Annotated in this window: 21 protein-coding genes and 4 tRNA genes; 8 read left to right on the top strand and 17 right to left on the bottom strand. The window is 59.0% G+C overall.

Annotated features, from left to right (window positions below; genetic code table 11):
- Positions 1–21: 21 nt before the first annotated feature.
- Positions 22–1,632: an ATP-binding protein gene (locus BBG20_RS27945; protein ID WP_065909254.1), complete on the bottom strand. Its 1,611-nt coding sequence runs from the start codon at positions 1,630–1,632 to the stop codon at positions 22–24.
- The gene (locus tag BBG20_RS27940) at positions 1,629–2,354 is read right to left on the bottom strand and encodes a response regulator (protein ID WP_065909252.1); all 726 of its coding nucleotides are present in this window, start codon (positions 2,352–2,354) and stop codon (positions 1,629–1,631) included. Before BBG20_RS27940 ends, BBG20_RS27945 begins: the two co-directional genes overlap by 4 nt.
- Before the next feature lie 783 nt (positions 2,355–3,137).
- Here BBG20_RS27940 and BBG20_RS27935 point away from each other — a divergent pair.
- Positions 3,138–6,032 (top strand): ribonucleoside-diphosphate reductase subunit alpha, encoded by a 2,895-nt coding sequence (locus BBG20_RS27935; protein ID WP_065909250.1) that lies wholly within the window; start codon positions 3,138–3,140, stop codon positions 6,030–6,032.
- 102 nt (positions 6,033–6,134) lie between these two features.
- Here BBG20_RS27935 and BBG20_RS27930 read toward each other — a convergent pair whose 3' ends face one another.
- The 7 genes from BBG20_RS27930 to BBG20_RS27900 form a co-directional block, all read right to left on the bottom strand.
- Entirely contained in the window at positions 6,135–7,106 is a 972-nt protein-coding gene (locus BBG20_RS27930; protein WP_065909248.1) for a hypothetical protein, read from the bottom strand.
- Between the two features lie 266 nt (positions 7,107–7,372).
- Positions 7,373–8,683 carry a flagellar hook protein FlgE gene (gene flgE / locus BBG20_RS27925; RefSeq protein WP_065909246.1) on the bottom strand — a complete coding sequence of 437 codons (1,311 nt, stop codon included), beginning with the start codon at positions 8,681–8,683 and terminating at the stop codon, positions 7,373–7,375.
- A gap of 31 nt (positions 8,684–8,714) precedes the next feature.
- Positions 8,715–9,440, bottom strand: coding sequence for a flagellar hook assembly protein FlgD (gene flgD / locus BBG20_RS27920; RefSeq protein ID WP_065909244.1), 726 nt, complete (start codon positions 9,438–9,440; stop codon positions 8,715–8,717).
- Between the two features lie 15 nt (positions 9,441–9,455).
- A complete protein-coding gene (gene flgC / locus BBG20_RS27915) occupies positions 9,456–9,899 on the bottom strand; it encodes a flagellar basal body rod protein FlgC (protein WP_015885456.1) in 444 nt (147 codons plus the stop codon).
- Positions 9,900–9,902: 3 nt separating this feature from the next.
- Complete coding sequence (gene flgB, locus BBG20_RS27910) at positions 9,903–10,310, bottom strand: flagellar basal body rod protein FlgB (protein ID WP_065909242.1); 408 nt, start codon at positions 10,308–10,310, stop codon at positions 9,903–9,905.
- Positions 10,311–10,639: 329 nt separating this feature from the next.
- Positions 10,640–11,467: a protein-glutamate O-methyltransferase CheR gene (gene cheR, locus BBG20_RS27905; protein ID WP_016979774.1), complete on the bottom strand. Its 828-nt coding sequence runs from the start codon at positions 11,465–11,467 to the stop codon at positions 10,640–10,642.
- A 42-nt stretch (positions 11,468–11,509) separates the two neighbouring features.
- Positions 11,510–12,442: a chemotaxis protein CheV gene (locus BBG20_RS27900; protein ID WP_065909239.1), complete on the bottom strand. Its 933-nt coding sequence runs from the start codon at positions 12,440–12,442 to the stop codon at positions 11,510–11,512.
- A 93-nt stretch (positions 12,443–12,535) separates the two neighbouring features.
- Between BBG20_RS27900 and flgA the strand changes: the two genes are divergently transcribed.
- The 4 genes from flgA (at position 12,536) to BBG20_RS27880 (ending at position 15,129) form a co-directional block, all read left to right on the top strand.
- Complete coding sequence (flgA, locus tag BBG20_RS27895; RefSeq protein WP_065909238.1) at positions 12,536–13,300, top strand: flagellar basal body P-ring formation chaperone FlgA; 765 nt, start codon at positions 12,536–12,538, stop codon at positions 13,298–13,300.
- 140 nt (positions 13,301–13,440) lie between these two features.
- The gene (gene flgM / locus BBG20_RS27890; RefSeq protein WP_065909237.1) at positions 13,441–13,764 is read left to right on the top strand and encodes a flagellar biosynthesis anti-sigma factor FlgM; all 324 of its coding nucleotides are present in this window, start codon (positions 13,441–13,443) and stop codon (positions 13,762–13,764) included.
- 48 nt (positions 13,765–13,812) lie between these two features.
- Positions 13,813–14,283, top strand: coding sequence for a flagella synthesis protein FlgN (locus BBG20_RS27885; protein WP_065909236.1), 471 nt, complete (start codon positions 13,813–13,815; stop codon positions 14,281–14,283).
- A 96-nt stretch (positions 14,284–14,379) separates the two neighbouring features.
- A complete protein-coding gene (locus tag BBG20_RS27880; protein ID WP_065909234.1) occupies positions 14,380–15,129 on the top strand; it encodes a flagellar brake protein in 750 nt (249 codons plus the stop codon).
- A gap of 56 nt (positions 15,130–15,185) precedes the next feature.
- On the opposite strand, the gene BBG20_RS27875 is transcribed toward BBG20_RS27880, so the two are convergent.
- Both BBG20_RS27875 and BBG20_RS27870 read right to left on the bottom strand, forming a co-directional pair.
- A complete protein-coding gene (locus BBG20_RS27875) occupies positions 15,186–16,571 on the bottom strand; it encodes an MFS transporter (protein WP_065909232.1) in 1,386 nt (461 codons plus the stop codon).
- Between the two features lie 287 nt (positions 16,572–16,858).
- Positions 16,859–16,935, bottom strand: a tRNA-Arg gene (locus tag BBG20_RS27870).
- Between the two features lie 326 nt (positions 16,936–17,261).
- On the opposite strand from BBG20_RS27870, the gene BBG20_RS27865 reads away from it, so the two are divergent.
- The 3 genes from BBG20_RS27865 (at position 17,262) to BBG20_RS27855 (ending at position 18,400) form a co-directional block, all read left to right on the top strand.
- Positions 17,262–17,489, top strand: a complete 228-nt coding sequence (locus BBG20_RS27865) for a hypothetical protein (protein ID WP_065909230.1) — start codon at positions 17,262–17,264, stop codon at positions 17,487–17,489.
- An 11-nt stretch (positions 17,490–17,500) separates the two neighbouring features.
- A complete protein-coding gene (locus BBG20_RS27860; RefSeq protein WP_065909228.1) occupies positions 17,501–17,680 on the top strand; it encodes a PA3371 family protein in 180 nt (59 codons plus the stop codon).
- 393 nt (positions 17,681–18,073) lie between these two features.
- A complete protein-coding gene (locus BBG20_RS27855) occupies positions 18,074–18,400 on the top strand; it encodes an Arc family DNA-binding protein (protein WP_003175643.1) in 327 nt (108 codons plus the stop codon).
- A 152-nt stretch (positions 18,401–18,552) separates the two neighbouring features.
- Here the strand turns inward: BBG20_RS27855 and mgtE are convergent, their stop codons facing one another.
- From mgtE to BBG20_RS27825, 6 genes are all read right to left on the bottom strand, one after another.
- Complete coding sequence (gene mgtE / locus BBG20_RS27850; protein WP_065909225.1) at positions 18,553–19,995, bottom strand: magnesium transporter; 1,443 nt, start codon at positions 19,993–19,995, stop codon at positions 18,553–18,555.
- Between the two features lie 339 nt (positions 19,996–20,334).
- A tRNA-Arg gene (locus tag BBG20_RS27845) sits at positions 20,335–20,411 on the bottom strand.
- Positions 20,412–20,483: 72 nt separating this feature from the next.
- A tRNA-Arg gene (locus BBG20_RS27840) sits at positions 20,484–20,560 on the bottom strand.
- 108 nt (positions 20,561–20,668) lie between these two features.
- Positions 20,669–20,759 (bottom strand) — tRNA-Ser (locus BBG20_RS27835).
- 62 nt (positions 20,760–20,821) lie between these two features.
- Positions 20,822–21,010, bottom strand: coding sequence for a carbon storage regulator CsrA (gene csrA / locus BBG20_RS27830; protein WP_003175645.1), 189 nt, complete (start codon positions 21,008–21,010; stop codon positions 20,822–20,824).
- A 174-nt stretch (positions 21,011–21,184) separates the two neighbouring features.
- Complete coding sequence (locus tag BBG20_RS27825) at positions 21,185–22,426, bottom strand: aspartate kinase (RefSeq protein WP_065909223.1); 1,242 nt, start codon at positions 22,424–22,426, stop codon at positions 21,185–21,187.
- Positions 22,427–22,521 lie beyond the last annotated feature (95 nt).

Raw genomic sequence — 22,521 nt, 5'->3', positions numbered from 1 at the left:
GGCTTGCCGGCGAGAGCACTATCAAGGCTTATCCTGGTCTCGCGGCCAACTCAGGCTAAAGCAAGCCCCACCCAAGTTGTTGCTCTTGCTGATCAACGCCCGCCCGCCGTGCCAATAAATGATCCGCCGCACAATCGACAACCCCAACCCATGCCCGCCAGAGGCGCGGGTGCGGCTGTCATCCAGGCGTAGGAACGGCGTGAAAATGCGCTCCCAGGCACTCTCCGGCACACCGGGGCCATCATCTTCCACATCGATACGGCAGCGCACCTGCCCCACCTGGTAACTGATCAAGACCTGGCCCTGGGCGTGGCGCATGGCATTGCTCACCAGGTTTTGCAGGGCGCGGTGCAGATAGCGCGGTTCGGCGTCGACCCAGGCGTCATCCCAATGCGCCGAAGACAGGCAAATGCCCCGACTCACCACGACTTGAGGGCGCAGTGGCGATAATTCGCCGATGACCTGATCGAGCAGCGCATCGAGGTCGACCCGTTGGAAATTCAGCTCCGGCGCGCCCTGCTCCAGGCGCGCATACGTGAGCATCTCATCCACCAGGCCATCGAGGTCCTGGATATCGCTGTCCATGCCTTCCAGGTATTTGCGCCGGGCGTCAGCGGTGGTCGCGTCGCCGAGCATCTCCAGGCCAAAGCGCAGGCGCGCTACCGGGGTGCGCAGCTCGTGGGACACCGCGCGCACCAGTTCGCGCTGGATGGCGAGCAATTGCTGCAAGTGCTCGGCCATGCCATTGAACGCCGCGGCCAGGCGCCCTACCGAGTCAGCCCCCCGGGCTGGTACGCGCACCTCCAGGTTGCCCTTGGCGATACGCGTCGCGGCCGCTTCCAGGCCTTTGAGGCGCCGCTCCAGCTGACGCACCAATAGATAGACGATCAGGCCAATCAGGCTCAGGCCGATCAAGGCGATCAGGATCAGCCATTGCGCCGGGTAAGGGTTCATTTGAAACAGTGGGCCGATTTCCAGCACCCAGGGCGTGCCGACCATGCCGGCGAAGACGCGGATCGAATCGCCGCCCTTGCCCAGGGCCATCACCGTATCGCCTTCCGACACGCGGCGACGCTGGTCTTCGTCCATGTCGGCCTGGTCGAGGGCCACCAGGTGCATCTCGAAGCCAAAACCCTTGGCTTCTTTTATAGCGGCCAGGCGTTGCGGCTGTTCGGCCACCGGGAAGCGCACCAGTTCGTCGGCCAAGAGGTAAATCGTCGCACGGGCCAGTTGCTCGCTGATCTGCTGCACTTCGCCGGTCAACACCAGTTGCTCCCGCTCACTGACCAGGCGCAGCACGCGTGCCGCATGGGGGCCGGTCTGTTCTACCAGGACCTGACCGCGTTGCAGGCGATTGCGCTGGCTGAGGTCCAACTGGGCGTCGCTGAGGGTGCGCAATTGCAGCGGGATACCGAGCAGGCGCTCCCACACCGCCAGGGCGCGCTGACGCTCGATGGCGCTCATCGGCTGCAGGTTGTCGCCCATCAGCGCGAAGGTGCCATGGGCCAGGCGCTCGCGGTATTGGCCGCTGCGCACCTCGTTGAGCAGGTGCAAGGCCAGCACGCCGAGCAACGCCACCAGGATCAGCGCCGCACACATGCCGCCATAGATGCGCAGGAAGATCGAGTTCACAGCGGCAGATCAACGGCGGCTTCGGGGACGAACAGGTAGCCTTTGCTGCGAATGGTCTTGATCAGGCGCGGGTGGATCGGATCGTCGCCGATTTTCGGGCGGATCCGCGAGATGCGCACGTCGATGGAGCGGTCCTGGCCGTCATAGCCGACGCCGCGCAGGGCGATAAAGATTTCTTCGCGGGACAGGATGCGCCCGGCATTCGCCACCAACAGCCACAGTAGGTCGAATTCGGCGCTGGTCAGTTCGATTTCGCCCGCGTGCAACCAGGCTTCGCGCAGGGCGTTGTCGACCACCAGCGGGCCGAACTGCAGGCGGCGCTGGTTCTCCACGGCGGCAGGTTCCGCCGGTTCGCTGCGCCGCAGCAGGGCCTGGATGCGGGCCAGCAACAGGCGCGGCCGCACCGGCTTGCACACATAGTCGTCGGCGCCCATGTCCAGGCCGAGCACCTGGTCCATGTCGTCGGTACGCGCGGTGAGCATCAGGATCACGCCATCGTAGTGCTCGCGGACCTTGCGGCAGATGCTCAGGCCATCTTCCCCAGGCAACATCAGGTCGAGAATCACCAGGTCGGGTTGTTCGGCGATGATGCGTGCCGCAGCCAGGGCGCCGTCACTCTCGACCGAAACCCGCAGGCCATTGCTCTCCAGGTAATCACGGGTCAACTCGGCCAATCGCTCGTCGTCCTCGACAATCAATACCTGCCAGGCTTCCTGCTCCATGCGTGATCCTCGTTTTTATCAAGGGATTCGTCAGCCAGTGCGGTCAAAGGGGGAGCGAGATTGCCCGCTCCGCCTGTTTGATCTGCGCCCGGCATACCTTATTTGTAATGTTTTGAGGGCATAACAAACCCCGATTGTAGCCATGCCCCAACCCTCAAGCACAAGCCGGGAAATCCATTCGGTGATCGCATTTTTTTGTGATAGGGTTCGCGCCCTCAAAAATCCAATCGGCTGTTTTTATCTTGGAATATTCGGTGACAAACGGCTGAATCCAGCAGTACTGCGGCCTACACGGCTGTTCCACGTTTCATACACATTTTACCCACAGCGTTATCCACAGGTAGTGCGTTGCTAAGCCCCCCAAAACGCATTATCTTGTAGCTCGGCGCTAAAAAAACCCTACATGTAGGGTTTTGAGCGAAAAGACCCAACACAAATCAGACAAGAAACTCAAGCCCTTTCTTGCTCCTGTTTGGTCTAACCAAAGCATTTTTTGAAAGCCCACACCGCGCACGCGGATGGCAACCGTTTCACGCTTCAACAGCGCAAAACGGTACGGGTGTTGCAGCGCTTGAACCGGGCGACTGTCACCCAACAGGAATACGGCCAGAGGCTTTTACGCCTTGAACCGAAGACTTCGGCATGGAAGCGGCGCGAATAGCTCCCTTCCTCCTGTCCCGAAGTTGTTATGCCAGGCCAAAGGCCTGTTGTAAGTGCTTCAGGACGGAACGGTGGGCACCGAGATGGTGCCCAAATAAATATAGAATGTGGAGACAACCCCCCATGCAAACCGACACAACTCGCGAGAACCCGCAAGGCTCCGTGCCGCAGGCCGCTGATTCGAACCTGGATCTGTCCGCCACCGCGCCCGGCCAATTGCGTGTGATCAAGCGTAACGGCACTGTCGTTCCTTATACCGATGACAAAATCACCGTCGCCATCACCAAAGCGTTTCTTGCAGTTGAAGGCGGCACCGCTGCCGCTTCGTCGCGCATCCACGACACCGTTGCCCGCCTGACCGAACAAGTCACCGCGACCTTCAAGCGTCGCATGCCATCGGGCGGCACCATCCACATCGAAGAAATCCAGGACCAGGTCGAACTGGCCCTGATGCGTGCCGGCGAGCAGAAAGTCGCCCGCGACTACGTGATCTACCGTGACTCGCGCGCCAAGGAACGTGCCGTACGTTCCCCGGCTGAAGAAGCTGCCGTGCAAGCGCACCCGTCAATCCGCATCACCCTGGCCGACGGCAGCTTTGCCCCACTCGACCTGGGCCGCCTGAACACCATCATCACCGAGGCCTGCGAAGGCCTGGAAGAAGTCGACGGTGACCTGATCCAGCGCGAAACCCTGAAGAACCTGTACGACGGCGTGGCCCTGACCGACGTCAACACCGCCCTGGTGATGACCGCCCGTACCCTGGTTGAACGCGAGCCGAACTACTCGTTCGTGACCGCGCGCCTGCTGATGGACACCCTGCGTGCCGAAGGCCTGGGCTTCCTGAAAGTCGCCGACAGCGCCACCCACCACGAGATGGCCGACCTGTACGCCAAGGCCCTGCCGGCCTACATCGCCAAGGGTATTGAATTCGAATTGCTGAACCCGGTCCTGGCCACCTTCGACCTGGAAAAACTCGGCAAGGCGATCAACCACGAGCGCGACCAGCAGTTCACCTACCTGGGCCTGCAAACCCTGTACGACCGTTACTTCATCCACAAGGACGGTATCCGCTTCGAACTGCCGCAAGTGTTCTTCATGCGCGTGGCCATGGGCCTGGCGATTGAAGAGAAGCAGAAAGAAGACCGCGCCATCGAGTTCTACAACCTGCTGTCATCCTTCGACTACATGTCGTCGACCCCGACCCTGTTCAACGCCGGCACCCTGCGTCCACAGCTGTCCAGCTGCTACCTGACCACCGTGCCGGATGACCTGTCGGGCATCTACCACGCGATCCACGACAACGCCATGTTGTCCAAATTCGCCGGCGGCCTGGGCAACGACTGGACCCCGGTGCGCGCACTGGGTTCGTACATCAAGGGCACCAACGGCAAGTCCCAGGGCGTTGTACCGTTCCTGAAAGTGGTGAACGACACCGCCGTCGCCGTGAACCAGGGTGGCAAGCGCAAAGGCGCTGTGTGTGCCTACCTGGAAACCTGGCACATGGACATTGAAGAGTTCATCGAGCTGCGCAAGAACACCGGTGATGACCGTCGTCGTACCCACGACATGAACACCGCCAACTGGATCCCTGACCTGTTCATGAAGCGCGTCTTCGATGACGGCAAGTGGACCCTGTTCTCGCCCTCCGAAGTCCCGGACCTGCACGACCTGACCGGCAAGGCCTTCGAAGAGCGCTACGAGTACTACGAAGCCCTCACCGAGTACCCAGGCAAGGTCAAGCTGTTCAAGACCATCCAGGCCAAAGACCTGTGGCGCAAAATGCTCTCCATGCTGTTTGAAACCGGCCACCCATGGCTGACCTTCAAAGACCCGTGCAACCTGCGCAGCCCGCAGCAGCACGTCGGCGTGGTCCACAGCTCGAACCTGTGCACCGAGATCACCTTGAACACCAACAAGGACGAGATCGCCGTTTGCAACCTGGGCTCGATCAACCTGCCGAACCACATCGTCAACGGCAAGCTGGACACCGCCAAGCTGGAACGCACCGTCAACACCGCTGTACGCATGCTCGATAACGTGATCGACATCAACTACTACTCGGTGCCACAGGCGCAGAACTCCAACTTCAAGCACCGTCCGGTTGGCCTGGGCATCATGGGCTTCCAGGATGCGCTGTACCTGCAGCACATTCCTTACGGTTCGGATGCTGCGGTCGAGTTCGCCGACAAGTCCATGGAAGCGGTCAGCTACTACGCGATCCAGGCCTCCTGCGACCTGGCCGACGAGCGCGGTGCCTACGAGACATTCCAGGGTTCGCTGTGGTCCAAAGGCATCCTGCCGCTGGACTCGCAACAGATCCTGATCGAAGCCCGTGGCCAGAAGTACATCGATGTCGACCTGAACGAATCCCTGGACTGGGCGCCGGTACGTGCCCGTGTGCAGAAAGGCATTCGTAACTCCAACATCATGGCCATCGCACCGACCGCGACCATCGCCAACATCACCGGCGTATCGCAGTCGATCGAACCGACCTACCAGAACCTGTATGTGAAATCGAACCTGTCGGGCGAATTCACCGTGATCAACCCGTACCTGGTTCGCGACCTCAAGGCCCGCGGCCTGTGGGACTCGGTCATGATCAACGACCTGAAGTACTACGACGGTTCGGTGCAGCAGATCGAGCGCATCCCGCAAGAACTCAAAGAGCTCTACGCGACCGCCTTCGAAGTGGACACAAAGTGGATCGTGGATGCCGCCAGCCGTCGCCAGAAGTGGATCGACCAGGCTCAGTCGCTGAACCTGTACATCGCCGGCGCATCGGGCAAGAAGCTCGACGTGACCTACCGCATGGCTTGGTATCGTGGCCTGAAAACCACTTACTACCTCCGTGCCCTGGCCGCGACCAGCACCGAGAAGTCGACCATCAACACCGGCAAGCTGAACGCTGTGTCCAGCGGTAACCACGGTGATGATTCGGTGCTCGCCGCCCCGGCCGGCCCGGCGCCAGTGCCAAAAGCCTGCGCGATTGACGAGCCGGATTGCGAAGCTTGCCAATAAGCTGAGCCCGCCCTGGGGCTAACCCCCCAAGGCTGAAAAGCCCCCGATACACTTAACGTGTATCGGGGGCTTTCTTTTGCCCGGTAAAACCCTCGTGCAAGACTAGATCAATACGGTGGCGATACCGACTGCCGGCACACCGCCTCGCTGCCCCCACAGCTCAATGCGGCCGTTAATCACTGCCATCGAATGGCCGCCGTACTCCACCGTCCCGACCTTGCTGTTTCTCAAGTCGGCATCGGTCGCCTGCCTGTAAAGCCCCTTCAGTCCTATGCGGTCCAAACCTTCTCGCGAATACTCTCCATCGTTGAGGGTCTGGATGGCTTGCTCGAAACTGCGCGCGCCCTTACCGTCGTTGTTTTCCATCTGGGCCCGCTTGGCGCTCGCGGCAAATATGAAGTTGGCAGACGTTATCATCGAAGGATCATCGCCCTCGAATCGGGCCTCCTTTGCCGCCAGCTTGAATTCTTCCTTGGAAAGATGAACCTTGTATCCATCGCGCATCGTCACGTCATAGCCATCGCCCGCCTCTTTTACCTCCTTGAATACATCTGTAGGCTCCTTGCCATACCGCATCATGGCGGCCTTGATTGCGGAAACCGTCACACAATTGCCGTCAGGCCCTTGCTTGAAACCCGTCCAGATATTGCCCTGTTCTTTTCCAGTTCCCGGCTTTTGCCCGGGGTTACTGTTATCAGGCTTGTAGTTGAAATAATTCTGCCCTTTTGTGTAAGGCCGATTGCCCATTTTCTCGGCAGGACCAAACCCCGCAGGGTCCACTCTACCGCCGCCCCTACCCCCCCCTCCGCCACCTCCCGGCGGTGGCGTGTTCGGTGGTGGGACATCATCCGCATCGGGAAACCACTCCTTCAGCAGCCGCTTGAGAAGCTCAAGGTACTTGCTATCGGATTCTTGGATGAGCTTCTTGAGGATCTCCTTGAATTTTTCATCACCCAAATTCTCACGCAGTTCACTCAATTTGTTGCGCAAGTCCTGGACCGACTGGGTTTTGCCGTCTTTCTCGGCGTCGAACAACTGTTGGAGGAACGACTTGACCGTCGATGCGTGGTCCACAGGTTTAACTGGCGGCGAATCACCTCGCGCAACCCCAGCCACAGAGGCGGTACGCCGCGCCCCCGAGGCGGATACTCCTGAACTTCCCATCTTCGGCACTCCCACTGATTGGTGAGCCGACAAGGCTCTTGACCATCAGTGGCAAGACAGAAATGGAGTGTTCCTTCCCCAGAAATTCAACGCGTAACCTGTAATGTCATGGGTTATTTTCCTACGCCCACAAAAAAGCCCCTCTTACGAGGGGCTTCTTGTCGAGCGCTTTTGCATCAGGTCATCTGAATGATGGTCTGCATGATGGTGCTCTGGGTGGAGATGGTCTTGGCGTTCGCCTGGTAGTTGCTCTGGGCCTTGATCAGGTCCACCAGCTCGTTGGTCAGGTTGACGTTGGAGTTCTCCAGCGAGTTGGCCACGATCGAACCCAAGGTCCCGGCTTGCGGGCTGTCATAACCCGGCTGGCCCGAGGCGAAGGTCTCTCTCCAGGTGGTGCCGCCGGAGGGCTGCAGGCCCTGTTCGTTGTTGAAGCTGGCCAGGGAGATCTGGCCGATAGCCTTGCTCTGCTGGTTGCTGAACGTGGCGAACAGTACACCGCTGCCGTCGATTTTCAGGCCGGTGATCTGGCCGGTGGCGTAGCCATCGGTGACCGGCGGGTTGCGGTAGCTGGCGGAGTTGTACTGGGTGATGTTACCCATGTTGACGGCAATACCGCCGGTGTTGGCAGCAGCACCGTTGTCCTTCCAAACGCCATCGACCAGGCCGCCCGGCTTCCAGTCGTCAATGGTCATGGTAGTGTCCTTGACGTTGGCGCCGACAATTTTTTCGAGCTTGCCAGAGGTATCAAAGGTCAGCGTAGACGGCACTGGGGCAACGGCACCGGTACCGCTGATCGGCGTGCCATCCGGGTTACGGCCGTCAATCAGCGTGTAGGACTGCCAGACGTTGCCATCGGTTTTAACCATGTACTGCACCATCGAGTGGGCGTTGCCCTGGGTATCGTAGAGCGTGGTGGAGTACTGGGTGTTGAAGCTGTCGGTCTTGGTCGGATCGAACGGGTGGTCCGTCTGATTGATCGGCAGGTCCGAAGAATTCAGGTTACTGGTGGAGTCCACTTTGGTGGACGCCTTCGGCGGCAGGTTCGCCAGGTTCAGTTGCAGATCGACCAGGCCACCCTTGACGATTTTGCCATCGGCGTCCGCTGCGTAGCCTTGCAGGCGCGAAGTACCGGTGTTGTTAGTGATGTAGCCATCTTTGTCGGCACGGAACGCACCGCTGCGGGTGTATTCCAGCGAGCCGTCGCTGCCCTTCTGCACGAAGAAGCCGCCACCCTGGATCGCCATGTCCAGGATACCGCCGCTGTTGTTGACGTCACCCTGGGTGAACTGCTGCGACACAGCCGCCAGGTTCACACCATTGCCGATGCTGTTCTGGCCGGTGCCCAGTTTGGAGGCGGCGTAGATGTCCGCGAATTCCGCACGGGACGACTTGAAGCCAGTGGTCGCGACGTTGGCGATGTTGTTGCCGGTCACGTCCAGTTGTTTGTTGGCCGCATAGAGGCCGCTAAGGCCGATATTAAAAGACATGTTTCTCTCCCTCTGCCGTATTTAGCCGGCTCTATGTACCGATAGTCTGAATTTGCGACAGCTTGACGCTGCCCATGCCACCTGCAAGGTTCAACAGCATTTCGCCGCCGGTCTTGCTCAACGTCACGCTGGTCACCGTCGCGGGCAGCGAGGTCGCCAGGGCTACCGAGTCGCCCTTGTCATTTTTGGTGGTGGCCGCGAAGGTGTAGGTACCTGCGGGGGCCACTTCACCTTTGTCGTTCTTGCCGTCCCAGATGAAGTCGGAGTTACCCGCGCTCTGGGCGCCCATGTCGATGGTGCGCACCACGTTGCCATCTTTGTCAGTGATCTTGATGGAGACGTTACCCACCGCAGAGGTCACCGCGACCGAACCGGTCATGCTCTTGCTTGTGTCCACCAGGGCCTTGTCGGTCTGGGTGATGATCGAGCGCCCGACCAGCGACGATGCCTGCAGCGCTTGCGAGGAGCTGAAGTTGCTCGAGATCGCATTCACCGAGTCGTTCAGGGTGTTGATGCCTTCCAGGCTGCTGAACTGCGCCAACTGGGCCACGAACGCGCCGTTGTCCTGGGGCGACAGCGGGTTCTGGTTTTTCAGCTGGGTCACCAGCAGTTGCAGGAATGCATCCTTGCCCAGCGACTGGTTGCCCGTCGCCGCCTTGGAGGCGTCACCGACGCTGCTGTTATCTGTGGCGGTCTTGACCTTGGAGTTGAAAAGGTCCTGGACTGCCGTGTTGTTTGTCGTATCAACGATGGCCATTAGTGGCGCCCCTTATCACTGACCCAGGGTCAGGACCTTCTGCATCATGGTTTTGGCGGTGTTCATCATTTCCGCGTTGGTCTGGAACGAGCGGCTGGCGGAGATCATGTCTGCCATTTCCTCGACCACATTGACGTTCGGGTAGTAGACGTAGCCTTTTTCGTTCGCCGCCGGGTGATTCGGCTCGTAGCGGGCCTCCAGGTTGCTCTGGTCTTCCACCACACCGAGCACCTGCACGCCGGAACCTGCAGCGCCCTGGTCCTGGAACAGCGAATCGCTGCCGCCGCTCTGGCCGCCCTGGAACATGGTGGCGAACACCGGGTGACGGGCGCGGTAGGTCTGGTCAATGCTCGACGACACGGTCTCGGCGTTGGCGATGTTACTGGCGACGGTGTTCAAACGCGTGGTCTGCGCGCTCATGCCACTGCCGGCAATATTGAAAACACTGGACAGGGACATGGCTTACTCTCCACGCAGGGCTGACATCAGCCCTTTGAATTTACTGTTGAGCAGGGTGAAGCTGGCCTGGAAGTTCACCGAGTTCTCGGCGTAGGCCGATTGCTCCAGCTGGGCGTCGACGGTGTTCTGGTCGATCGATGGCTGCATCGGCGTGCGATACAGCAGCGACTCGTCACCATTGCCCAGGCCTTGCGCTTCGATATGACGGCTGTTGGTCATGTTCAAGGCGAAGGTGCCGTTCTTGGTCTTCTCCTGCTGTGCGGCGAGCACGGCGGAGAAGTCCAGGTCCCGAGCCTTGTAGTTCGGGGTGTCGGCGTTGGCAATGTTGTTGGCCAGGACTTCGGCACGCTGGGCGCGGAAGCCCAGGGCTTGTTCGTGGATACCGAGCGCTTTATCGAAGCTGATGCTCATGGCGGAAACCTTTAGGCTGACCTGCTGTTCGTTAACAGGGTTATAGCAAGGCTCATGCCAATCCGGGCAAGGCCCGTATATCAAGGGTTTCGGAGGGTGGTTGCCGACGGCAATGCCAGAAAAGCGGCAAGCGGTTTCCGCGTGGCGCCAGTAAAGCGGCAATCGAGGTTGCCGCTTTCAGGAGATTTGCCGCATAACAATGGTGGGTGCGGGCTTGTGTGGGAGCAGGGCTTGCCCGCAATGCAGGCTCCTCGGTTTTTTCAGTCACAACGAGGTGCTGCTATCGCAGGCAAGCCAGCTCCCACACAAGCCAGGCTCCCACATTGATCTTACTTGGCCTGGTAGATGATCCCAGGACTGCACTGCACCATCTGGTAATGATCGGGCAGGCCGTTCAGCGCTTCGGATGCGCCGAGGAACAGATAGCCACCGCGCTTGAGCGTGCCGTGGATGCGCAACAGGATGTCTTTCTTCACTTCGGCCGAGAAGTAGATCAGCACGTTGCGGCAGAACACCATGTCGAACTTGCCCAGGCTGGCGTAGCTGTCGAGCAGGTTGAACGAGCGAAACTCCACGCGGCTCTTGATCGGCGCCTTGACCGCCCAACGCCCGGCCCCTTTCGGGTCGAAGTAACGTTGCAGGCGCTCCTGGGACAAACCACGGCCCAGGGCCAGGCTGTCGTACTCGCCGGTCTTGCAGTTGGTGAGCATGGTGCCGGACAGGTCAGTGGCGACAATTTGCGCACCGGCCTTGAGCTGGCCCATGTTGGTCCGCTCGAACTCATCGATGGACATCGAGATCGAGTACGGTTCCTGCCCCGAGGAGCAGGCCGCCGACCAGATGCGCAGGCGCTGGCCCGGGCTGGCCTTGATGGCTTCCGGCAGCACCTTGCTCTTGAGCACTTCAAACGGATAGGTGTCGCGAAACCACAAGGTTTCGTTGGTGGTCATGGCATCGACCACCATTTCCTTGAGCCCGCTGCGCGGCTGGCCCTGGATGCGCTGGACCAACTCGCCCAGCGACTTGATGCCCTGCTGTTCCATCAGTTTGTTGAGACGGCTGGATACCAGGTACTGCTTGTTCTCACCGAGCAATATGCCACAGGCTTTTTCCAGGAAGACCCGGAACTGTTCGAAATCCAAATTACCCGTAGACAATGATACCGCCTCTTAAATCGTGTGACCGCCAGGGGACATCCCCTAGCCGTGATCTGCTGCCTTGATCCGGTCGACTACCCGGGCTGCCAGGTCATCAGGGCGGAATTTGGCCAGGAAGTCATCGGCACCGACCTTCTTGACCATCGCCTGATTGAATACACCCGACAACGAAGTATGCAGGATGATATGCAATTTTTGCATGCGTGGGTCATTGCGTATCTCGGCCGTGAGGGTGTAGCCGTCCATTTCCGGCATCTCGATGTCAGAGATCATCATCAAGAATTCTTCTTCCGGCTTCTTGCCTTCGTCCACCAGCTTGCGCAGGTAATCCAGCGCCTGGCGACCATCATTGAGCGCCACCACCTCCACACCGACGGTCTGCAGGCAACGGGTCACCTGCTTGCGCGCCACCGAGGAGTCGTCCACCGTCAGCACACGCAAGGAAATCGCCTTGTGTGCCGTCTCGGCGTCCACCACGCCCACGGAAATCGATTCCGAGGTCGGCGCCACTTCGGCGAGGATCTTCTCCACGTCAATGATTTCCACAAACTGGTTATCGACCCGCGTCACCGCCGTGAGGTAGTGATCGCGGCCGGTGCCCTTGGGCGGCGGATGGATCTCTTCCCAGTTCATATTGACGATGCGCTCCACCGAGCGCACCAGGAAACCCTGGGTCTTGGTGTTGTACTCGGTAATGATCACGAACGGATTCTCGCGATCCTGCAGGGCCGGCGAACCGGTGGCCAGCGCCAGGTCGAGAATCGGGATGGTCGCGCCGCGGATGTTGGCGACGCCGCACACCACGGGACTGGACTTGGGCATGATCGTCAGTTTGGGGCACTGCAACACTTCCCGCACCTTGAACACGTTGATGCCATACAACTGTTTGCCATCCAGGCGAAAAAGCAACAACTCCAGGCGATTCTGCCCTACCAGCTGTGTCCGCTGGTTTACTGAATCCATTACTCCTGCCATGCCTTTACTCCTACGCTAAAACCTTTGGCCTGTTCCCTAAAGGGCAGACGCGCACCCAACACTAAACGGCACGGGCTTTGCAATTTACAGATCATGGATATTAAAACGACAGTTTCCCGACGCCCCGGCTTCCCACGGTACTGCAGATTGCTCTGCGTCTCGATGGCATTGCTCGCCTTGAGCCTGGGAACCACGGCCCGCGCCGATAACGTCACCTTGCCTGATCTACTTATCGGCGTCACTCAGGGCTTTCTTGAGTTCACTGTAGAAGATTATCTGGCGACCACCCAGACACCCGGGCGTTATGAAATCCAGGTCAGCCAGCTCGATCCGCGCCTGCGCATGCCAATGTGCGACAAGGAATTGACAGCCACCCTGGAAAGTCCCGCCCAGCCCATCGGCCGCGTGACGGTGAAAGTTCGCTGCGAAGGCGCCTCGCCCTGGACCGTGTTCGTGCCGGCGCAGGTCAAATTGTTCCGCGATGTGGTGGTGGTGGCCCGCCCGCTGAAACGCACCGGCATCATCGGTTTCGAGGACGTTGTCCTGCGCGAACGCGACATCAGCATGATCAATCAAGGCTACCTGACCTCCCTCGACCAGGCCGTCGGACAGAAATTGACCCGACCAGTGGTCACCGACCAGGTCATTACCCTGGTGCACCTGGAGCAGGCGGAGGTGATCCGCAAGGGCGATCAGGTGGTGATTTCCGCCAGCAGCGGCGCGCTGCAGGTAAAGATGCCAGGCGAGGCGCTGTCCAATGGCGGCATGAGCGAGCAGATCCGGGTGAAGAACCTCAACTCGAACCGGGTGATCAAGGCGCGGGTGACGGCACCCGGCCAAGTGGAGGTGGCTTTATAGACCGCTGGTATCGGACGCCGGCTTTTCCTACACTGTGGGTTGGGTGCCGGCCTGTGCAGTTTATTGTCAATTGCGCCTAAAGTTTGTCCGGGTATGGCCGAAAACATGGCAAGCGTCCAAATACCCAGAGGTTTTTTATCATGGTCATCGATTTCAGTCGTTTGAATAACACCCCGGCAACGTCAGGCCCTACGCGTACCAGCGGTACCAAGGACAGCGTAGAAGCCAAGGCCCAGCCACTGCCCGCGAAGGCAGAACAGGCGAGCGCCAGCCAGAGCGGGGAATCCGTACACCTGAGCAATGAGGCTCAACAGTTGCAGAAGGTCACTGACTCGCTGCGCGATCAACCGGTAGTCAATAAAGCCCGTGTGGCCGAATTGAAACAGGCAATCGCCGATGGCAGCTATAAAGTCGACAGCAACCGTGTAGCCAGCAAGCTGCTTAATTTCGAAGCCGAGCGCTAGGCACAGGCCTGCGCCGGGCTTTTGGACGCTTAAACCCCAAGGCCAGCCATGCATCACGACGAACATTTGCTTCAACTGATCATTGATGATCTAGCGCCGACGCAACACTTGCTCGAGCTGCTGAAAGAAGAATCCCTGGCACTCTTCGGCCGGGACATGCCCTTGCTGGAAGAAATTCTGGCGCGCAAACAATCGCTGATTGTCCTGCTGGAACAGCACGGCAAAAAACGCAGCGAAATCCTCATCAGCCTTGGCCTGCCGGCAGACCATGATGGCCTGGCACAATTGGCCAGCCACTCCTCGGTCGGCGATCAATTGCTGGCCCAGAGCAAAGAACTCAATCAATTGCTCGCCCAGTGCCAGGAAGCCAACCTGCTCAACGGTCAGTCGATCCAGCTTCAGCAAGCTACGACCGCCAACCAGTTGCGTATACTTCACGGCGGTGAGCCTCCGGCGCTTTACAACGCCCAGGGATCCACCTCGCGCCTGGTCAAGCCAAGCACCCGCAGCCAAGCCTGATGCCCGTTTACCGCGCGGCCTATCCAAGTCGCGCCACATACTGGCAAAATGCCTGCTCTTGCGTGTAGTCGTATTTTGTCTGGAGATGGAAGAACCGTGTTCAACGCCCTTAATGCGGAAGATGCCCCGCAGCCACCCAAGGTCCTCACCACGCCTCTGGAAATCGCCGGCACCTTGCGGATGCTGCAAGAAAGCCATGACCCGCTGATCATCACCTTCCACGAACGCAGCCAACGCTTCCAGAGTTACCTGGTGGATGTCGACCGCGAGGGCGGCACCCTGGCCCTGGACGAAATGATCCCGCGTGACGGCGAACGCCACCTGGAAAACGGTGAGCCGTTCCGCATCGAAGGCTTCCACGACGGCGTGCGCGTTGCGTGGGAAAGCAACGGCGCCATGAACATCAGCGAAAAGGACGGCCACCGCATCTACACCGGCAGCTTGCCCGACGAGGTGGTTTACCATCAGCGTCGCAATGCTTTCCGGGCCGCCTTGAAGCTGGCCCAACTGGTCAACATCGAACTGGGCGGCGAGAAACTCAAGGCGCCGATCAGTGGCAAATTGCTGGATATTTCCGCCACCGGCTGCAAACTGCGCTTTGAAGGCGATATTTCCGAGCGCCTGCAACTGGGCCAGGTCTACGACCGCTTCATCGCCGCCCTGCCCTTTGGCAGCATGACCACCTCGGTCGAGCTGCGTTACCTGCACTTCGAAGAGAAGATCAACACCACCTTCGCCGGCGTGCGCTTCCACAACATGAGTGGCCTGGTGCAGCGCCAGGTCGAGCGTTTCGTCTACCAGTTGCAACGCGAAGCACGCCGCTTCGATAAAGATGACGATTTTTAAAGCTTGGCGTCATAAAAAAACGGGCAGATCCTGATGGGATCTGCCCGTTTTTGTTTTCAGGGGCGTGCCCTGCTCAAATCATGGGGATGCTCGTCCGGGTCGAGCGGATCGACTGGTGCCTCGACCACCGGCTCATCAGCGGTAGACTCGGGCTCGATTTCAGGCTCTGGTTCAGGTACGGATACCTGCATCTGCTCCTGCACCACTTGCTCATCCACCCGCGGATCAAGGGCAGCCACCAATGGCGAGCTGGACATGCTGTCGGGCATCGCCACGTGGTGCAAGGGTGCGTCGTCCACCTGGTGCAGGTTGGTCACGGCTTTTGGCCGGATACGCCATACCAGGATCAACGCACACAGGCTGAAAAACGCGTACAGCATGTGGCTGCCGAACATCTTCATCACCACACCCGCCAGCAGCGGCCCGACACTGGCGCCGACGCCGTAGGTCACCAGCAACATGGCGGTGAGCGATACGCGACGATCGCCTTCCACATGGTCATTGGAGAACGCCACGGCCAGCGGGTACAGGCAGAACTGCACCAGGGAACACACGAAGCCTGCCACGAACAGCACTTCCAGCGGCACCTGGGTCATTACCGCCAAGGGCAACGCCGCCACCGCCAGGCACAACGCAAAGCAACGGATCAACAGCGCGCGGTCGTAGCGGTCCGACAGCCAACCCAGCGGCCACTGCACCACCAGGCCGGCAAAAATGCAGCTACCCATGAACAGGCCCACCTGCTCTGTCGTCAGCCCTTGCTGAGAGGCATAGAGCGGTGCCAGGCCGTAGAACGAACCGACGATCAACCCGGCGCCGAGCACGGTACTCAGCGACTGCGGCACGCGCTTGATAAAGAAGCGCGGCTCCATCGGCGCCGGATGCAGGGGCGCCGGGTGAATGCGGCGAGTCATGGCCACCGGCACCAGGCACAAGGCAAAACACAGCGCGACCAGCATCAGCAACTCGAGGCCGAGCTGGGGGTGCATGACCAGGATCAGTTGACCGAGGACCAGCCCCAGGTAGGACGCAATCATATAGCCGCTGAACACCACGCCACGCTGCTTGGCGTCCGCCTGCTCGTTGAGCCAGCTCTCGATGACCATGTACTGGCACATCATCCCCAGGCCCACGATCGTACGCAGCACGATCCAGGCCGGCAGCCAATCGATCAGGCCATGGCCCAGCACCGCCGCCCCGACGATCCCGGCACAGGTGGCATAGGCACGGATATGCCCGACCCGGCCAATCAGGCGATGCCCGATCTTGCCGCCCAGCACCAGGCCAAAGTAGTTGGCTGCCATCAACGCACCCACCCACAGGCTGTCGACATGGTCGGCCGCCAGGCGCAGGGCCAGGTAAGTACTGAGCAGGCCGGAGCCGATCAGCATCATCAAGGAGGCGAAATAAAGGGCTCGAAAAGATTTCCAGATCTGGCGCATCGGCGTTCCGAGCGGCTCCTTGCGGTAAGAGACAGGGCTATCGGCATGATAGTCCGGGGTTGCAGGTTCCGGACAGGCGAAAGGCGCTGTTTCCGGGGATTATTTTGCTTCACGGTTCAGACGCTGCCGGAGGGTATGCAAGGTACAGCGTTGCGAAAAATAGCCGGCGGCACCTGCTGTGAACCTCGATCGGCGGCAAGGTTCGACTCAAGTGTGAAAAGCCCCGGCGCGCACAAAAAAGCCCCGCCAGCAGGTGCTGTACGGGGCTTGTTTGTGAACTGCGAATCTGGTGTCCCAGGGCCGGTTCGAACGGCCAACCTTCCCCTTAGGAGGGGGATGCTCTATCCAATTGAGCTACTGGGACCAATGACATCCATCGGGCCAGGGGCGCTGCGACGGACGGCGTGCATGTTAACGGCCGAGGTAGGTTTTGTCATGTCGTCCGTTGGCTTTTTGAATGTAGGCCAATCCTTGCCTGGCGCAATGCAGTTTCGGCCCGTAAACACGGGCACTTGGGCGCCATCGTGCAAAATGCACTCCCTCAAAATGCCAGCATTGCAAATTGCAACCTTTCAGCGTTTTAAAGTAGACTCAAGCCATTGATTTTATTGAAATAATAGATTGGCACGAGACCTGCAATACTTCTCCTACAACCCCCTTCAGCCACGGCGTTAAGCGGAGAACATGACCATGAACAGTGCCCTTCTGTTAGCCCTCAACACCGTAGCCCTGGCTGCACTGGTGATGTTTCATTTTCAATCGACCGGCAGCAACGACCCGGCCCAGATCAGCCAGGCGGTGCCACACCATCTGCAGCAACGTCCGCAATTGGCGGTGATGACACCCAACGCGCAATCGCCAGTGCGCCTGACCCAAGGCACCCAAGCGGCGCCCGCCTCCGAACACTGGGTTTTCTGAGGAAACAACTGATGACCAAATCTGCCTGGCTGTTCCTGTGCTTGACCGTCGCCACTGGCATCCTGGGTCTGGGTGCCGAGTCCCAGGACGGGCAAACCACCGCCTTTATTGCGGCTGGCATCTGCGCAAGCCTGCTGCTGCTGACGCTCATCGTCGGCCGCAAAATCAAGTTTGACCCGGTGCTACGCTGACCCCCTCTCGCATCACCCCCCGCCTACCTTATGTCGCCTCGTCCTAGTAAATCGGCAAATTGCCACTAGCCTTAAAGATAAGGGCAAAAGGCCACTTTGCTATACGATGTGCGGCCTTAAACCCTGTGGTGGCCTGGACTTACGGGAAGTTCCCTGGCGGGATCACTCGTGCAGAAGTTTTCCAACCAGTCCGCAAAAATGCAAATGAGTGCTGGCATAAAGCCTTTAGGCAGTTCAATATTTGTCACAGAATTGACGCCAAGGAAATGTCAAATCTGAGGCATGATGCGGCCTCTTTGCAATTAGGGTTGAACTTTGGTCGTGAGTCTTGTCTTAACACTCATCTTGCGGCCAATTCCAAAAACCGCTCCCCTGAACTAACCGGTTAAATATATGCGCCCATTGAAACAGGCAATTTATTCCAGCCGTACGGCTGACAAGTTCGTCGTACGTCTGCCAGACGGAATGCGGGAACGCATTGCCGAGGTGGCTCGCAATCATCACCGCAGCATGAACTCCGAAATCATCGCGCGCCTGGAACAGAGCCTCATTCAGGAAGGTGCGTTGGGCGACGAGTTGAGCATGCGCCTGGACAGCCCCGAGCTGTCGCTGCACGAACGCGAACTGCTGCAGCGTTTTCGTCAGCTCTCCCACCGCCAGCAAAATGCTCTCGTCTCGCTTATCGCGCACGACGTTGAGGCGGCCGCAGAAGCCAATTAAGTTACAAATGAAAGCCGAAGCCAGCCATGTGCTGGCTTTTTTTTGCCTGGAATTTGTGCAGGAGCCCGCTTGGTGGCGATCCAGGCGAGGCGGCCTGTGAAGGCAACGCTGGCAAGTCAGCTCCTAAAGAGGAACTGGCTTGCCTTGGAGGATCAGAGCAGGAAGATGGTTGCCAGGCCCAGGAAGATGAAGAAGCCACCACTGTCAGTCATGGCGGTAATCATCACGCTGGCACCCATCGCAGGGTCGCGCCCCAGGCGCGCCAGGGTCATGGGGATCAACACCCCCATCAACGCAGCCAGCAGCAGGTTGAGAGTCATGGCAGCAGTCATCACCACGCCCAGTGACCAACTGCCATACAGCAAGTAAGCGACGATACCGATCACGCCGCCCCACACCACGCCGTTGATCAGCGCCACGGCCAGCTCCTTGCGCATCAGCCGCGAGGTGTTACCGGTATTGACCTGGTCGAGCGCCATGGCGCGTACGATCATGGTGATGGTCTGGTTGCCGGAGTTGCCACCAATCCCCGCCACGATCGGCATCAATGCCGCCAAAGCCACCAGCTTCTCGATAGAGCCCTCAAACAGCCCGATCACCCGCGACGCGATGAAGGCCGTGATCAGGTTGACAGCCAGCCAGGCCCAGCGGTTGCGCAATGAACGCCAGACTGACGCAAAAATATCTTCCTCTTCACGCAGACCCGCCATGTTGAGGACTTCGGTTTCGCTCTCTTCACGAATCAGGTCGACCATTTCATCGATGGTCAGACGGCCGATCAGCTTGCCGTTCTTGTCGACCACTGGAGCGGAGATCAAGTCATAACGCTCGAACGCCTGCGCGGCGTCATAGGCGTCTTCGTCCGGGTGAAAGCTCACCGGGTCGCTGGCCATCACATCGGCAACTTTCTTCTCGGGGTCGTTGACCAGCAGGCGCTTGATCGGCAACACGCCCTTGAGGATGCCTTCGTAGTCGACCACAAACAATTTGTCGGTATGGCCAGGCAACTCTTTCAACCGGCGCAGGTAGCGCAGGACCACTTCCAGGCTGACGTCTTCGCGGATGGTGACCATCTCGAAGTCCATCAGGGCGCCGACCTGATCCTCGTCATAGGACAACGCGGAGCGCACACGCTCACGCTGCTGGCCATCGAGGGCTTCCATCAGCTCATGGACAACATCACGGGGCAGCTCAGGGGCCAGGTCGGCCAACTCATCAGCGTCCATCTCCTTGGCCGCAGCCAGGAGCTCGTGATCGTCCATGTCGGCGATCAGGGTTTCACGGACCGAGTCGGAGACTTCAAGCAGGATGTCGCCGTCGCGGTCGGCCTTGACCAACTGCCAGAGGGTCAGTCGATCATCCAGCGGCAAGGCTTCGAGAATATAGGCGACGTCGGCGGAGTGCAGGTCATCGAGCTTGCGTTGCAGCTCGACGAGGTTTTGCCGGTGGACCAGGTTTTCAACGCGGTCGTGATTCGGGCCATCCTGGCGGTGCGTGAGTTCTTCGACCACACGCTGGCGCTGCAGCAGCTCGATGACTTGAGCCAGGCGATCCTGCAGGCTTTCTTGAGTTTTCTTTACTTCTACTTCGGTCATAGGCGAACTCCACTCCCAGCAGCGGGGCACGCCGGAAGGATCAATCAGTCAATTCATGATTGGTAAAACGGGGTACTGAGTAACTACTGGGTAAGTCCATGGAGGTATTCCACAAGCCCCGGCGGGGCTGACGGGCGCAATGATACACCGTGCGCTCGCTTTTAACGTTAAAAAACTGGAAAGAACAAGCGCTTGCGAGCCAAAGCTGAGCATTGTCCGCATCTATGAACTGCGACGACGCAGCCCGGAAGGAAAACACAGGAAGCAGCAGAAAAAGATAAAATCCGACACAAATCCCAGACGGCAAAAAGCCCGCACTAGGCGGGCTTTTTGTTTGTATGGTGCACTCGACAGGATTCGAACCTGTGACCGCTCGGTTCGTAGCCGAGTACTCTATCCAGCTGAGCTACGAGTGCAGATTGTGTTTTTAGACCAGATCACAACTGGTTGAAGCCGAGCTACCTGCATTGCTGCAACTAACTCTTAAATGGTGCACTCGACAGGATTCGAACCTGTGACCGCTCGGTTCGTAGCCGAGTACTCTATCCAGCTGAGCTACGAGTGCATTTGTTGCCGCGCATTATAGGCCGTTCAATCTCTATGTAAAGCTATTTTTTCGTTTAGTTTCAACAACTTAGCGAAAAAACCAGATTGCAACGTACTAAGCAAATAATGGCGGAGAACGGGGGATTCGAACCCCCGACACCCTTTTGAGGTGTACTCCCTTAGCAGGGGAGCGCCTTCGGCCACTCGGCCAGCTCTCCGCAACACGGGGCGTATATTAACCACGTTCATCCCCGTTTGCAAACATAAAAAACGATAAAAATTAAAGGCTTGGTTCTTCGTCCTTCTCTTTCTTGATCCGCAGGTAAATTTCCTCGCGGTGTACCGCTACCTCTTTCGGAGCGTTAACCCCGATACGCACTTGATTGCCTTTGACGCCGAGCACGGTCACGGTGATTTCGCCATCACCGATAATCAGGCTTTCTGCGCACCGACGAGTCAGAATCAGCATACCTTTCTCCTCACGCATTTCAGTTCAGGAACAACAGTCTGCAAAAAAAAGGCGTTCGACCTACGACCTGACAGTCATAGCCCTAACGACCTAAGTATTGTCGAGCGCACACAAAAGACCATGCGCCCTACAAAAAAATGAAAGGCGCGGTAACCGCGCCTTCCTGGCATTGCATCACTCGCCCTGTCGGGCCGGAGCATCCAGCTCAAAAGCGGTGTGCAGCGCGCGTACAGCCAGTTCCAGGTACTTCTCTTCGATCACCACCGAGACTTTGATTTCCGAGGTGGAGATCATCTGGATGTTGATGCTTTCCTTGGCCAGGGCCTCGAACATGCGGCTGGCAACGCCGGCATGGGAACGCATGCCCACGCCCACGATCGACACCTTGGCAATCTTGGTATCGCCAACCACTTCGCGAGCGCCAATCTCTTTGGCCGTGTTCTGCAGGATCCGCTCCGCCGCATCGTACTCGTTGCGGTGCACGGTGAACGTGAAATCGGTGGTGTTATCGTGCGAAACGTTCTGCACGATCATGTCGACTTCAATGTTCGCGCCGCTGATAGGGCCCAGGATCTTGAATGCCACGCCCGGGGTGTCTGGCACGCCACGGATCGTCAGCTTGGCTTCATCGCGGTTGAAAGCGATGCCGGAAATGATCGGCTGTTCCATGGATTCCTCTTCATCAATAGTAATGAGGGTGCCCGGACCCTCTTTGAAGCTGTGCAATACGCGCAGCGGAACGTTGTACTTGCCGGCGAATTCCACCGCACGGATCTGCAGCACCTTGGAACCGAGGCTGGCCATTTCCAGCATCTCTTCGAAGGTAATCTTGTCCAGGCGCTGGGCCACGGACACCACACGCGGGTCGGTGGTATAGACGCCGTCCACATCGGTGTAGATCTGGCACTCATCGGCCTTCAGGGCCGCTGCCAGCGCCACGCCGGTGGTGTCCGAACCGCCACGCCCGAGGGTGGTGATGTTGCCCTGCTCGTCCACACCCTGGAAGCCCGCTACAACTACCACGCGGCCGGCTTTCAGATCACTGCGGATTTTCTGATCGTCAATCTGCAGGATGCGCGCCTTGGTGTGCGCGCTGTCGGTGAGGATGCGCACCTGGCTGCCCGTGTAGGACACCGCTGGCACGCCACGCTTGTTCAGCGCCATGGCCAACAGGGCAATGGTCACCTGCTCGCCGGTGGACACGATCACATCCAGCTCACGCGGCAGCGGTTGCTGGTCGCCGCTGATTGCCTTGGCCAGATCGATCAGGCGATTGGTCTCGCCGCTCATGGCCGACAGCACCACCACCAGGTCATCGCCGGCGTCGCGGAATTTCTTAACCTTGTCGGCCACCTGCTCGATTCTTTCGACAGAGCCGACCGAGGTGCCTCCAAATTTCTGTACGATCAAAGCCATTTCCAAGCCGCCTCAGCCCGTAAAGGGGCGCCTATTATCCAATCCATCCGCACTGCACCCGCCCGCGACTAGACCACGGGCGGGTTAACAGCGCC

It is taken from the genome of Pseudomonas aylmerensis, assembly GCF_001702265.1.
GTDB lineage: Bacteria > Pseudomonadota > Gammaproteobacteria > Pseudomonadales > Pseudomonadaceae > Aquipseudomonas > Aquipseudomonas aylmerensis.
Note: the sequence above shows the minus strand (reverse complement) of the source record. Positions and strands in the feature narration are given on the sequence as shown.